A 12,916-nucleotide genomic window follows, 5' to 3' on the forward strand; every position below is an offset into this window, starting at 1 on the left:
GCCTTAGATCATGACCCAAACCATCGATCTGCGCAGCGATACTGTCACCCGACCTGGCGCAGCCATGCTCTCGGCTATGCACGCGGCCGAGGTGGGTGACGACGACTATGGTGATGATCCGAGCGTTAACCGACTGCAGCAATACGCTGCAAGCATGTTCGGCTTTGAGGCGGCGTTGTTCGTCCCCTCAGGCACACAAAGTAATCTGATCGCCTTGATCACACATTGTGAGCGCGGCGACGAGTACGTGGTTGGCCAGGATGCGCATGCCTACAAATTCGAGGGCGGCGGCGCGGCGGTGTTAGGCAGCATACAGCCGCAGCCGCTGCAGAATCAGCCTGACGGTAGCCTTGCGATAGCGGATATCTTGGCAGCGATCAAGCCTTTGGACAACCACTTTGCGCGTACACGCCTGCTTGCACTGGAGAACACCATCAGCGGCCGGGTGCTGGGACTCGATTATCTGCGCGAGGTCACCACCCGTGCGCACGAGCGTGGATTGGCGACCCATCTGGACGGTGCCCGCGCGTGCAACGCAGCTGTCAAGTTGGGCGTCGCCCCCGCCACCGTCATGCAGGGCTTTGACAGCGTGTCTGTTTGCTTGTCCAAAGGATTGGGCGCGCCGGTGGGCTCGGTTCTGTGCGGTAGCGGCAACTTTATCCTGCGTGCGACCCGTTGGCGCAAGATGCTCGGTGGCGGCATGCGCCAGGCGGGGTCGCTCGCAGCTGCGGGGCTCTATGGACTCGAACACCATGTGGATCGGTTGGCGGATGACCACGCGAACGCGGCGCTTTTAGCTGAGAGATTGTCCGCAATCCGAGGCATCAAAGTGCAGGAGCCTCAGACGAACATGGTCTATGTCGACATCCCCATCGAGCGGTGCGCCGACCTGTCAGCTTGGTTGCTCAGTCGCGGCATCGTGGCGCGTGTTTCGTCGCGCATGCGGATGGTCACCCACCTTGATGTGTCACGCGACAACGTGTTACGCGTGATCGCTGCGTTCGAGGATTTTTTCTAACCAAGATGGTCTTGAGACTTTCAGCGGCTTGCCAATCCCACTCGACGCCCATTTCGCGATTTCTGATATCCAGGATACGGCTATGTAGGTTTGGGACGTTCGAAGTGAAACTGAAGGCGAGAATCAGATCGTTATGGAATTTAATTCCTAAAAGATGTGAATGTCATAAGTAGTAGAAGTCTCCAGAGTCTGCATTCTTATTCTTATATGAATGCAGATTTGGTTTTTTGTATTTTTCAGTAAATTGATATTTGTACACACCAAATTCCACTGAAAGCACCAATGCGGTTCTTTCGTTGGAGTGTGGTGTTCACCCAAACTTGAGAGTAAAGACCAATCATGATTTCCAGCACCGACCCCCATCGCAACCGGAAGCCGCGCAATATCTCCGAGGAGGAATGGAACGTTCGTGTTCAATTGGCTGCGGCCTATCGATTGGCTGCAAAGTTTGCGCTGACTGACCTTATATATACACATATATCGGTGCGTGTGCCAGGTCGTCACGACCAGTTTCTGATCAACCCTCATGGTTGGTTCTTCGATGAGATCACGGCATCCAGCCTCGTCAAGATCGACACAAATGGAAATCCTATCGACGATGACCGTTTTGAAGTGAACGCTGCTGGCTTCACCATCCACAGCGCACTGCATCAAAGTCGAACGGATGTGGAATGTGTGGTGCACCTGCACACGAACGCCGGCATGGCAGTGGCTGCCCTGGAATGCGGACTCCTGCCACTTAACCAGATCAGCATGCAGTTCTTCAACCGCTTGGCTTACCACGACTACGAGGGGATTTCGCTAGACCTTGATGAGCGCGAACGGATAGTTCGCTCCATGGGAGATGCGCATTACCTCATACTCCGCAATCATGGTTTGTTGACTGCGGGACGCTCAGTGGCCGAAGCCTTCACTCGGATGTTTTATCTCAATCGAGCTTGCGAGATCCAGGTGCAGACGTTGTCGATGGGCCAGAAATACATTCTTCCGTCGACCGCTGTGTGCGAACATGCCGCCAAGCAGCATGACGATTACGCCTATCTGGATACAGTGCATCTTGATCGCGAGTGGACAGCATTGCTGCGCCTGCTCGACCGTGACGGTGGCGACTACAACTGCTGAGATGCCTTGCGGCATGAAGCGCGGTCGTATATAGAATTGAACGGGCTTAAAGGGGCGTGTGACACTTGCATGGAGACCGGTACACGGTATCGTATGCTCTTCAGTCGACTGAAACTCGGATAAAATTCTCTTCTACACGGTAGGTGTAGCGAGCATTGCCTCAACGGCTGCTTAAGTGTCACCGGCTAGACCAGCTTGCCAGCCGGGTAGCTCCCGATGAAAGCCGGTGCCGGTCTATAAAGAAACACAAGGTGTTATGTGAGTGAGCCATCGGATAGCGTCGTCGAACAGGTATACGACAAATTGAAGTCGATGAGCATCGACTACACCTTCAAACCGGGCGAACGGCTTAATGAGGGCACCCTCGCTCGCTCGCTCGGTGTTAGTCGAACGCCGCTGCGTGAGGCCCTAATTCGGCTTTATTCGGAAGGCCTGCTGAGCTTAGTTCCCGGCAAGGGCTTCTATTGCAGAAATCTTGATGTCAACGAAGTGTTTTCACTTTATGAGTTGCGCAAGGTGGTCGAGGTGGAGGCCCTCCGCTTATCCTTGGAGCGAGCCAAGGACGAGGATATCGATGCCCTCCTTTCATTCCTAGACCAGACCGGACCCGAGCCGGGAGATCGATCGGTGGCCGAGTTGGTGAAGCTCGACGAAACATTTCATGAACGCCTGATGAAGATGTCGGGCAATGCCGAAATGATGAGAGTGCTCCTGAACATCAATGTGCGTATCCGGTTCGTGCGTTGGATCGACATGGAGCGTTGCGACCGTCTGGTGAGCCAAAATGATCATCGTGAGATCCTGCTCGGGCTGAAAGCCCGAGATCCGGAACTCTGCATTCCCATTCTGAGCAAGCATATCAATCGTCGCCTCGACCAGATATCTTCGGCGCTCAAGGAAGGCTATGCACAGATCTACATGAACCAATCTTCTGGCGCCTGAATTTTTGCCCTGTGTGCCATAGCTGACTTCCAATTCTTATCTCTACCATGCCATCAGGCTGTTGAGTTGCGCTGAAGCCTGACCGAATCTTTCCATCAAATCTTGATCGACACTCTTTGTGAGCAGAAGGTGCTCACGATGCGGATAAGTTCTTGAACTTCTTCCTTTTTAGGTTGAGTTGTGTGGATCTGCCTCAAAGTGTGCCGCTGTTTCCGCGATTTTTTTGCCTAGCTTCCTAGCCAAGTGGCCAGCTCTTCTGCGTAGGGATAGCGCTTGCTTGAGCTGATCCGCCTTGCGTACTTGGGTTCACTCTTTAAAAACTAGCCAGGTAGGGCTTGCGTGGGTCAGATTTTGACGGCATTCAACATGCTTACCTCCAAGGCGTGCTGCCCCGACGGCCTGCGTATCCGAACAGTCGAATCGACCAGCTGCTGCCGCACCTCTGGCTGCTGCGACCCTGGCGCCGCCGGCGGCCACTTCGTCAAGGGTGCCGTGCTTGGCCGCTTACCTTAGAGCCCCTGATGGTTGGCGTTCATCACTTGCGCATGGATCAGGTTTTCGATGTGGCTTCAAGTTCGACAAGCAAATTCCTGAAGCGCGTTGCTGCGGGGGGTTCTGTGTCAGGGTGTGTTGCTACAGCGATGGCAACGTCTAGTTGCTTGGTCGCGCCCAATAGTGGGCGAAAGACAACGCCAGTTGATGCTTGTGCTTGGCTGACAGATGGGACCAGCGCTACGCCCATGCCGCTTTCCACCAGACTGATAATGGTTTGCACTTGCACGGCCTCTTGTGCCACGGTGGGTGTGAATCCCTCTGCTTGGCAAGCGCTGATGACTTGACCGCGTAGGTTTAACGCTGACACCGACGAATACATGATGAATGGCTCCTGCGCCAAATCGATGAGCTTGAGTCGTTTCTTTCTGGCCAGCGGACTGTTGACGGGAAGCACGGCTACCAGCTGGTCGTGCTCGACCGGTAGCAGGTTGGCTCTCGTGGCCTCGCTCACCGGGTAGCGTACAAATCCGAGATCAAGCTCACCGCTTTCTATTTCTCGGAGGATCTGTGTCGTCGTGCGCTCGCGCAGGTCGAGCGAGACGCGCGGATAACGCTTGCGAAACTGCGGCAGCGCGCGTGGAAAAAGTGTGTAGGTTGTTGAGCCCACGAAGCCGATGCGCAGGACGCCGGCAAGGCCGCCCGATGCATTCGCCGCAGATTTTCGCAACTCACCAGAATGAAAGGAGATCTGTCTGGCGTGGGAAAGTATTGCTTCGCCTGCGGGAGTCAGCCGCAGCCCGCGGCGCTCGCGAAAAAATAGTGGGCAATCAAGATCCTCTTCGAGGCGCTTGATCGATACGGACAAAGGTGGTTGTGCCATGTGCAGTCGCTCTGCAGCCTTGCGGAAGTTAAGTGCTTCAGCCACGGCGATGAATTGATAGATTTGACGAAGATTCATTAACAAAAGAGTATCACTAAATGCTAAATATCGTATTGGACTGATATGGCTGAGATCCATAAAGTGGGGTGTCAACCAACGATTTAGGAGCAACAAATGACCGAGCGCGAAGAAACCCTTGAAATGCTTGTCGAGGCGGTTCGTCGCTTTGCCCATGAGGTGTTGCTGCCTGCAGAAACCATCGTCGAAGAAACCAATGAAATTCCGGCGCATGTCGTAGCTGGCCTCAAGGATCTCGGGTTGTTCGGCATGACCGTGCCTGAGGAGTATGGCGGTTTGGGCCTCAGTATGTATGAAGAAGCACGCCTGGTTTTCGAGGTGTGTTACGCACAGCCTGCCTTTCGCTCCTATTTCGGAACCACCAACGGCGTGGGTACCTTGGGCATCATCAACTATGGCTCGGAAGAACAAAAGCGCAAGTATTTGCCCAAGTTGGCTACGGGTCAGATGATGGCTTCTTTTGCCTTGACTGAGCCGGATTCTGGATCTGACTCCGCATCGCTCACAACCAAGGCGGTGCGTGATGGTGACTTTTACGTGATCAACGGTACCAAGCGGTTCATCACCAACGCCATCCATGCAGGCGTGTTCACCGTCTTTGCTCGAACGGCACCCAAGGAAGCGGGCTCCAATGGCATCTCGGCCTTTTTAGTCGATCGTGACACGCCCGGTCTGACCGTGGGCAAACCATATAAAAAGATGGGTTTTGCGGGGTCGCACGAATCCGATGTCATTTTTGAAAATGTGCGTGTTCCGGCGAACGCCTTGCTTGGTGTCGAAGGCACTGGTTTCAAGAACGCGATGAAATCGCTGGATCATGCGCGCTTGCACATGGCGGCCGTGGCCACCGGTCTCTGCCAGCGCCTACTGGATGAAGGTGTTCGCTATGCATCCGAGCGAAAGCAGTTCGGCAAACCGATCGCCAGTTTCCAGTTGATCCAAGCCATGTTGGCGGACAGCCAGGCCGAAACCTATGCGGCCCGCGCCATGGTCGAGCGAGCGGCCCGCGACAAAGACGCAGGCAAACCGTGCACCAAGGAAGCGGCCTGCTGCAAGTATTTTGCAACGGAGGCCGCGGGGCGCATTGCCGACCGCATGCTACAGCTCCACGGTGGCGCTGGATACATCAAGGAGTACGCGATCGAGCGCCTTTACCGCGACGTTCGGTTGCTGCGCATCTACGAAGGAACGAGCCAGATCATGCAGATAATCACGGCGCGCGAACTGATGCGCGAATACGGCGCATGACTGCCTGGAGCAATTAAGTGAGCGGCCCTCTGAGCGGCATCCGGGTGCTGGACTTGACCAGCGTTGTCATGGGGCCGTATGCGAGCTCCGTGCTGGCTGACTATGGCGCGGACGTGATCAAGATCGAACCGCCCACCGGCGACGTGATGCGCAAGTCCGGCCCCATGCGAAACCCGGACATGGGACATTTCTTTCTTTCGATTAACCGAAACAAGCGTTCCGTTGTGCTGGACCTCAAGCAGCCTGAAGCCTTGGCTGTGCTGCTGCGCATGGTGAAGGATGTGGACGTGCTGGTCTACAACATTCGACCCCAAGCGATGGACCGTTTGGGTCTGGGGTACGAGGCACTGCATGCCATCAACCCGAAGCTGATTTATGCTGGGGCCTACGGTTTTAGCCAGCAGGGCCCATATGCTGCCAAGCCGGCCTACGACGACTTGATCCAGGGGATGGTCGGCATTCCTTGGTTGTCACGGGAAGCTGGCGGTGAGAAGCCGCGCTACGCACCCATGGTGCTGGTCGATCGGATGGCGGGTCTGCAGCTGTGCACGGCCGTGACGAGCGCGCTGGTTTACCGTGGGCGAACTGGCAACGGGCAGCGCGTGGATGTGCCGATGTTCGAAGGCCTGCTGTCCGTCGTGCTGGGAGAACATCTGGCTGGTCGCCAATTTATTCCTTCCGAGGGGCCCGCGGGTTATCAACGTAGCCTTGCGCATGACCGTCGTCCTTACCAGACTAGCGATGGCTACATCTGCACGTTGATCTATAACGACAAGCACTGGCGCAGCTTTTTCGACGCCATTGGCAAGTCCGAAGTTTTCAAGGACGATGGGCGCTTTCAGAGCCAGAATCAGCGGTTGGTCAACATCGACTACGTGTACGGTTACCTCAGCGACATCATCAAGACGCGTAGCACTGCCGACTGGCTGACCTTGTTCGAGAAAGCCGACCTGCCGGCCGCGCGTATGTACAGCATTGATGACATTCTTGTTGATGAGCATGTGGCGTCCACAGGCTTCATCCGCAGGGTCACACATCCAACCCAAGGAGATATCTACACCACGGCCATTCCTACCGAGTGGTCGGAGTCCGAGCCCGAGAACCGCTACCACGCGCCGGATCTGGGCGAGAACACACAAGAGGTGTTGGCCGAGTTCGGTTATTCGACAGAGGACGTGGCGAAGCTGCTGGCCAGCGGCGCCGCGGTTTGCCGTACCTGAGGCAGATTCCCTATGTTGATCAAAGAGCGATGGAGGATAACTCAGGTCCGTCAGAGGCGATACACCAGACATCTGGGGCCATGTCGCCATGTGCTGCAGGCCGATGTCCGCAGCCTGCAGCACTTGGCGTGCACCCATGCGCGTCGTGGGAGCGCAGCACTAAATTACCAAGTCACCTCAGCCTCCCTGGCGAGAAGCCTCCCTACCTCACGGGCGGACAGCGAATCTGGATCGATCTCATCACCTTTTATCCCTGGAGACTAAATCATGAAATCAACGAAACCGTTGCGGCTCGCTGCCCTCCTTCTCGCGGCGCTTGCCGTGCCCTTGGTCACAATGGCACAGACGCCCTGGCCCCAAAAGCCAGTTCGCCTCATTGTTCCCTTCGCGGCAGGCGGACCGGCCGATGTGCTCGCGCGTGCATTCGCACGGAACTTTGCAGACGCCATTGGTCAGCCAGTCATCGTCGACAACCGCACGGGTGCCGGCGGTGCCATTGGCATTGACGCGGTAGCCAAGTCTGCTCCCGATGGCTATACGCTAGGCTTGGCGCACACCGGCACTACCGGCATCAATCCGCATGTGATGGCCAAGCATCCGTATAACCCGCTGACCGACCTTACCCCGATCACGCCCCTCGTTTCCTACGCCAATGTGCTGATCGTCAACGACAAGGTGCCGGCACGCAACGTGAAAGAGTTTGTGGCATGGGCGAAGGCCAACCCTGCGGCGGCAACGTACGCCTCCGGTGGCAACGGTGCAACCAATCACCTGGCTGGTGGACTGCTGAAAATGTTGACTGGCGCGCCTTTGGCGCACATCCCCTACAGAGGCAGCGCTCCGGCACTGCAGGACGTTATGGCAGGCAACGTTTCGTCCATGTTCGACATCCCTGTCACGGTGATTCCTCAGCTTAAAAGCGGACGAATCCATCCGTTGGCTATCCTGGCTGCCAAACGCAGCACATTTATGCCCGACGTTCCGACTTTGCGCGAAGCCGGTTACCCTGGTTTTGAAGAGGCGGGTAGCGATCTGTGGTTCGGAATCGTCGCACCAGCTCAAATGCCACCCGCCCTGGTCGAGCTTATCTACGAAGCAACCGTCAAGGCGGCAAATAAACCAGAAATGCTGGAGACCATCCGTAAGATGGCTTATGAACCATGGACCATGCCTCCCGCCGAGTTTAAGACCTTCATTCGTGACGACTTCGCTAAGTGGGAGAAAGTGGTCAAGGCCGCAGGCCTGAAGTCCGAGTAAGGGCAGGTATCCGTCTGCTCTGGTGTCGGCGCCGATTGACTATTGCTCACATGTGCCCATTGAATTTTGACCAGAGGCTAAAGCTGGCCTTGGCTGACACGACCTCTCGTCGCCCCGATTCCAGGTCAAAAAGTTGTCGCGCTCCCGGGGCAATGTATGGGCATGTGTGATCAATGCGTTGATCACCCTCTCCGCCAAAACTGGTTGCCGAACACCTCACCGTGTCCCGGAAAGCTCCTCAAAGCCCCGCCCGCCGGGGCTTTTTTGCGTCTGCGTAGCGGCTTCGCAGGGTTGATGCGGGGGTGGGCGGCGCGCATGAGCATTAAACTCTGAACGTATGAACTCCGCTGCATTGCCCGCACACGATGACAGTCCGCAGCTTGTGACCGATATGGCGGCGCGTGATGAGTGGGTGGATGTGCAACTGATGCACAACTTCATGCGTAATGCCCGGCCGGCGCTGCACATGGTGTCCCTGGTTCTGCCGGTGATCGTGGCCATTCTTTACCACGACGTCAACCAGACGGCGTTGCTGGGCTGGGCCCTGGCCGTGGTGTTGATGACGCTGGTGCGTTACCGGGTGATCAGCCTGTATTACCGTGATTACGCGAATGCGCGTGGCACCGCCGGCGCAGGGGCGCAGTTGCGGGCCTTTCTGTCGCGTTATGGCTGGACCTGGACCGTGAGTGCCATGCTCTGGGGCGGCTCCATGTTTCTCTACTTTCGCAAAGCGCCGGTGTACGACCAGTTCATCTGCCTGATCGTTCTGGTCGGCATGGCGGGTTATGCGACGGGGGCGTTTTCGGCCTCCTGGCGCTGCTTCACCGCTTATGTCAATGGGCTGGTTGGCAGCGCACTGGCGGCGGTGGCCTACAGCGTGGTGAAAGAGCAGCCCTTTCTTGGGACGGGAACGACTTACGGCCTGGTCCTGCTGGTGCTGATTTATTGGGCCGCTGTACGCACAGCCGGCAGGCGCTTCCACCAGGGCCAGCGAAAAACGCTGGAGCTGCAGTTTGCCAATACGGCCTTGATCGCTTCGCTGACCGAGCAAACCCGCACGGCGCTGGAGGCGGTGGAGAGCAAGAATCGTTTCATTGCCAGTGCGGCCCACGATTTGCGCCAGCCGGTGCATGCCTTGAGCCTGTATGCCGACTGGCTGCGGTCCGAACCCGAGATGGTCACGCAGCTTGCACCCAAAATTGTGCAGGCGACGCAGGCGGTCAATGCCTTGTTCAATTCGCTGTTTGACCTGGCCAAGCTGGACGCCAACGTGATTGAGGTGAAATGGCAACGCGTCGATCTGGCCGCGCTGGTGAACGAGATGGCGCTGCAATACGCCCCGCTGGCTCAGGAAAAGGGGCTGGTCTTGCGCCAGCGTGTGGTGCCGGCGGAACTGCTCTCAGATCCCGAACTGCTCAAGCGTCTGATCGGCAACCTGTTGTCCAATGCGATACGCCATACCGAGCGCGGCGGCGTCTTGCTCGCTTTGCGCCAGGGGCCGGCCGGCCCGGCCATCGAGGTATGGGACACCGGTGTCGGAATTGCGCCCGAGCATCAGCAGGCGATTTTTCAGGAATTTTACCGGGTGGCCTTGCACAACGGCACGGAAGAAAGTTTTGGGCTGGGTCTGGCCGTGGTGTCTCGGCTGTGCGAGGCGCTGAATTGCCGTCTGAGCGTGCGTTCGCGGCCGGGTCGGGGCACGGTTTTTCGGCTGGATGCGCCTGCTCTGGAAGACGCTTAGAGCAGGCCTTGCGTGCGGGCGAGATGGCTGGCTTGTGAACGGCTTTTCACGTTGAGCCGGCGAAACAGGCGCCACAAATGCACTTTGACCGTGTGTTCGCTGATCTGCAGTTCGGTGGCAATGTCGCGGTTGCTCATGCCTTTGTCCAGCATGACCAGCAACTGGCGCTGGCGTTTTGACAACTTTTCGGGTTCTGCGCTGGCTTCTGCGTCGGAGCCGTCGTCCAGGAAGTTTTTCAGGACTTTCGCAATTTCGGTGGCGCCCGCCGATTTTTCAATATAAATGTCGGCGCCGGCTTCCAGCGACAACTCCTGGAAGTCCAGTGCCGGTGCGGCTGACAGTACCGCAATCGGCACCTCGGGGTATTGCTGGCGCAACTCGCGTACGCCCGACACGCCATGGGTGTCCGGCAGCTTGAGGTCCAGGCAGACAAAATCCGGGATGCCATGTTGTTCCACCGCCGGACCCATCGCACCCAGCCGGTCCAGCTCAATGACGGAGGCTTTGCTGTACTGGCGACGAAGCAGCATCACCACGGCTTCCCGCATCAATGGATGGTCATCTATGACGAAGATATGCATGGGGCAGTCTCAAAGACGTGAAAAATTGTCAGTTTTTGGGCGAAAAGTAAGCATACCTCTTGAATGCCAAATTGACGAGGACTCCAAAAATATAAATGTCAGGACTATTTCACAGTTTTAGGAATTGTGCCCCTGTCCTGACGCTCACAAAAACGGCCGACGCCGGCGCCAAAAAAGGCCCCGCGCGGCATTCCCCGGGCCTTCAGGCGCTGGCCGCGATCAACTGCTGCAGGGCCGATGCCACCGCGTCCGGTGTCACGCCGTCCACGGCCTGCAGCTTGTTCTCCAGCGCCGGGAGCGCGGCGGCGCCCTGTGTTTGCAGCAGGGCAATCGCCTGCCCGACATCTTTGGGCGAGGCAAACCCCTGGCTTTGCAACAGCAGTTGGCCCTGGGCATCGACCAGTTTGAAGTGGAACTGGCCATCGGCCTCGCGGTATTGCTTGAACACCGGCAAGGCGGTTTTGGCGGCTTTGCCTTTGGGGGCAGTCGCGGCCTGGCTGCCCAGGTTGCGCAAACCCACGGCCTGGCGCAACTCCCGGATGAAGGGGCTCGCCAGCTGGCGTGCCTTCTCGGCGCCGGCTAGCAGGGTGGCCTCGATTTTTGCCGGATCTTGCATCAAGGCCTGGTAGTGGGCTCGCATGGGGGCGACTTCCTGGTCAATCCGCTCGAACAACCGTTGTTTGGCGTCGCCCCAGCCAATGCCTTCGCTGTAAGCCTGGCGCAGCACGGCGGTTTCCTGCGCACTGGCAAAAGCCTGGTAAATCTGGAACAGCGCCGAGCCTTCCACCTCTTTCGGGCTCGCCCGGTGCGCGCGAGTCGGTCACGATGCCGGCGATGAGTTTTTTCAGCTGCTCGCGCGGCGTGAACAGGGGAATGGTGTTGTCATAACTCTTGCTCATCTTGCGCCCGTCCAGGCCGGGCAGCAGGGCCACGGACTCTTCGATCAGCGCTTGCGGCAGCACAAAGTGCTCGCCGTACAAATGGTTGAAGCGCTGCGCCATGTCGCGCGCCATTTCAATGTGCTGGATCTGGTCGCGCCCGACCGGCACCTGGTGCGCCTTGAACATCAGGATGTCGGCGCCCATCAGCACCGGGTACATGAACAGGCCGGCGCTGACATCGGCGTCCGGGTCGTTGCCGGCGGCGGTGTTTTTGTCGACCGATGCCTTGTAGGCATGGGCGCGGTTGAGCACCCCCTTGGCGGTCACGCAGGTCAGCAGCCAGGTGAGTTCGGGGATTTCCGGCACGTCCGACTGGCGGTAAAAAGTCACGCGTTCCGGGTCCAGCCCGGCGGCCAGCCAGCTGGCGGCGATCTCCAAGGTGGAGCGCTGGATGCGGGCCGGCTCGTCACATTTGATGAGCGCGTGGTAGTCGGCCAGAAAATAAAAACTCTCGACCCCCGCGCCGCGGCTGGCGGCCACCGAAGGCCGAATCGAGCCGACGTAGTTGCCCAAATGGGGCGTGCCGGTGGTGGTGATACCGGTGAGAAAGCGCATAGGCGCGTTGTTGGGTTTGTTTGTCATCATCGAACCAGCATGGCCAGGGGCGTCAACACCATATCAAGAAGGGAATAAGTCAGCGCCATCAGCGGGCGCATCCAGAGGTTGCTGATGATTCCGGAAATCACCAGCGCCATCACCACAAAAAAGCCCCAGGGCTCTATGCGCGAAAAAGTCAGCGCCGCCTTGTAAGGCAGCAATCCGACCACGATGCGGCCGCCATCCAGCGGCGGCAGGGGAAAGAGGTTGAACACCATCATCACGACGTTGACCAGGATGCCGGCCTGGCACATCTTGATAAAAAACGGCTCGCTGATGCTTGCGCCCTGCAACAGGTAGAACAGGATGCCCCACAGCAGCGCCTGGATCAGGTTGGCGGCCGGACCGGCCAGCGCGACCCAGATCATGTCGCGTTTTGGGTTGCGCAAATTGCCAAACTGCACCGGCACCGGTTTGGCATAACCGAAGAGAAACGCGCCCGAAGTTGCGAAATACAGCAGCAGTGGCATCAGGATGGTGCCCAGCGGGTCAATGTGTTTGATCGGGTTGAGCGTGACGCGGCCCAGCATCCAGGCGGTGTTGTCACCGAAGTGGCGGGCCACATAACCATGCGCTGCTTCGTGCACGGTGATGGCAAATAACACCGGCAAGGCGTAAATGGCGACGGTTTGAATCAGATTGGCAATGTCCATGCGGGCAATTGTCTCATTGGATGGTGAGCCCCCACGTTCGCTCGCTGCGCGTAGCTCTCTGCCCCACTAGGGGGCGCTGCGCCTGCGGCCCGGCGAAGCCGGTTCCGCGGCCCTGGCTTGAAGGGGAGCCCGCGTTGGCCGGA

Annotated in this window: 10 protein-coding genes and 1 pseudogene; 7 read left to right on the top strand and 4 right to left on the bottom strand. The window is 57.9% G+C overall.

Annotated elements, in window-relative coordinates:
- Positions 1 to 10: 10 nt before the first annotated feature.
- The 3 genes from ltaE to ACHMXK_RS03645 all read left to right on the top strand — a co-directional run bounded on the left by ltaE (position 11) and on the right by ACHMXK_RS03645 (position 3,082).
- Positions 11 to 1,018 (top strand): low-specificity L-threonine aldolase, encoded by a 1,008-nt coding sequence (ltaE, locus tag ACHMXK_RS03635; protein WP_397437768.1) that lies wholly within the window; start codon positions 11 to 13, stop codon positions 1,016 to 1,018.
- Positions 1,019 to 1,357: 339 nt separating this feature from the next.
- Positions 1,358 to 2,140 carry a class II aldolase/adducin family protein gene (locus ACHMXK_RS03640; protein ID WP_397437770.1) on the top strand — a complete coding sequence of 261 codons (783 nt, stop codon included), beginning with the start codon at positions 1,358 to 1,360 and terminating at the stop codon, positions 2,138 to 2,140.
- 258 nt (positions 2,141 to 2,398) lie between these two features.
- The gene (locus ACHMXK_RS03645) at positions 2,399 to 3,082 is read left to right on the top strand and encodes a GntR family transcriptional regulator (protein ID WP_397437772.1); all 684 of its coding nucleotides are present in this window, start codon (positions 2,399 to 2,401) and stop codon (positions 3,080 to 3,082) included.
- A 550-nt stretch (positions 3,083 to 3,632) separates the two neighbouring features.
- Here the strand turns inward: ACHMXK_RS03645 and ACHMXK_RS03650 are convergent.
- Complete coding sequence (locus tag ACHMXK_RS03650) at positions 3,633 to 4,535, bottom strand: LysR family transcriptional regulator (RefSeq protein ID WP_397437774.1); 903 nt, start codon at positions 4,533 to 4,535, stop codon at positions 3,633 to 3,635.
- A 96-nt stretch (positions 4,536 to 4,631) separates the two neighbouring features.
- Between ACHMXK_RS03650 and ACHMXK_RS03655 the strand changes: the two genes are divergently transcribed.
- The 4 genes from ACHMXK_RS03655 to ACHMXK_RS03670 all read left to right on the top strand — a co-directional run bounded on the left by ACHMXK_RS03655 (position 4,632) and on the right by ACHMXK_RS03670 (position 10,001).
- Positions 4,632 to 5,783: an acyl-CoA dehydrogenase family protein gene (locus ACHMXK_RS03655; RefSeq protein ID WP_397437776.1), complete on the top strand. Its 1,152-nt coding sequence runs from the start codon at positions 4,632 to 4,634 to the stop codon at positions 5,781 to 5,783.
- Between the two features lie 17 nt (positions 5,784 to 5,800).
- Positions 5,801 to 7,003, top strand: a complete 1,203-nt coding sequence (locus ACHMXK_RS03660) for a CaiB/BaiF CoA transferase family protein (RefSeq protein WP_397437779.1) — start codon at positions 5,801 to 5,803, stop codon at positions 7,001 to 7,003.
- A gap of 267 nt (positions 7,004 to 7,270) precedes the next feature.
- Positions 7,271 to 8,260, top strand: coding sequence for a Bug family tripartite tricarboxylate transporter substrate binding protein (locus tag ACHMXK_RS03665; RefSeq protein WP_397437781.1), 990 nt, complete (start codon positions 7,271 to 7,273; stop codon positions 8,258 to 8,260).
- Between the two features lie 337 nt (positions 8,261 to 8,597).
- Positions 8,598 to 10,001 carry a sensor histidine kinase gene (locus ACHMXK_RS03670; RefSeq protein ID WP_397437782.1) on the top strand — a complete coding sequence of 468 codons (1,404 nt, stop codon included), beginning with the start codon at positions 8,598 to 8,600 and terminating at the stop codon, positions 9,999 to 10,001.
- Here the strand turns inward: ACHMXK_RS03670 and ACHMXK_RS03675 are convergent.
- The 3 genes and pseudogenes from ACHMXK_RS03675 to ACHMXK_RS03685 all read right to left on the bottom strand — a co-directional run bounded on the left by ACHMXK_RS03675 (position 9,998) and on the right by ACHMXK_RS03685 (position 12,773).
- Positions 9,998 to 10,582: a LuxR C-terminal-related transcriptional regulator gene (locus ACHMXK_RS03675; RefSeq protein WP_397437784.1), complete on the bottom strand. Its 585-nt coding sequence runs from the start codon at positions 10,580 to 10,582 to the stop codon at positions 9,998 to 10,000. The two genes, ACHMXK_RS03670 and ACHMXK_RS03675, sit on opposite strands and share 4 nt — an antisense overlap.
- A 202-nt stretch (positions 10,583 to 10,784) precedes the next feature.
- Positions 10,785 to 12,105: pseudogene (locus tag ACHMXK_RS03680) on the bottom strand (tryptophan--tRNA ligase).
- Positions 12,105 to 12,773 carry a site-2 protease family protein gene (locus ACHMXK_RS03685; protein WP_397437786.1) on the bottom strand — a complete coding sequence of 223 codons (669 nt, stop codon included), beginning with the start codon at positions 12,771 to 12,773 and terminating at the stop codon, positions 12,105 to 12,107. Before ACHMXK_RS03685 ends, ACHMXK_RS03680 begins: the two are co-directional and overlap by 1 nt.
- Positions 12,774 to 12,916 lie beyond the last annotated feature (143 nt).

The organism is Polaromonas sp. UC242_47 (genome assembly GCF_044452385.1).
Lineage (GTDB): Bacteria > Pseudomonadota > Gammaproteobacteria > Burkholderiales > Burkholderiaceae_C > Polaromonas.

What these genes read in the sequence shown, in the direction of transcription:
- ACHMXK_RS03665 (WP_397437781.1), top strand. Translation starts at nt 7,271, where the DNA reads ATGAAATCAACGAAACCGTTGCGGCTCGCTGCCCTCCTTCTCGCGGCG.
- ACHMXK_RS03670 (WP_397437782.1), top strand. Translation starts at nt 8,598, where the DNA reads ATGAACTCCGCTGCATTGCCCGCACACGATGACAGTCCGCAGCTTGTG.
- ACHMXK_RS03640 (WP_397437770.1), top strand. Translation starts at nt 1,358, where the DNA reads ATGATTTCCAGCACCGACCCCCATCGCAACCGGAAGCCGCGCAATATC.
- ltaE (WP_397437768.1), top strand. Translation starts at nt 11, where the DNA reads ATGACCCAAACCATCGATCTGCGCAGCGATACTGTCACCCGACCTGGC.
- ACHMXK_RS03675 (WP_397437784.1), bottom strand. Translation starts at nt 10,582, where the DNA reads ATGCATATCTTCGTCATAGATGACCATCCATTGATGCGGGAAGCCGTG.
- ACHMXK_RS03685 (WP_397437786.1), bottom strand. Translation starts at nt 12,773, where the DNA reads ATGGACATTGCCAATCTGATTCAAACCGTCGCCATTTACGCCTTGCCG.
- ACHMXK_RS03655 (WP_397437776.1), top strand. Translation starts at nt 4,632, where the DNA reads ATGACCGAGCGCGAAGAAACCCTTGAAATGCTTGTCGAGGCGGTTCGT.
- ACHMXK_RS03650 (WP_397437774.1), bottom strand. Translation starts at nt 4,535, where the DNA reads ATGAATCTTCGTCAAATCTATCAATTCATCGCCGTGGCTGAAGCACTT.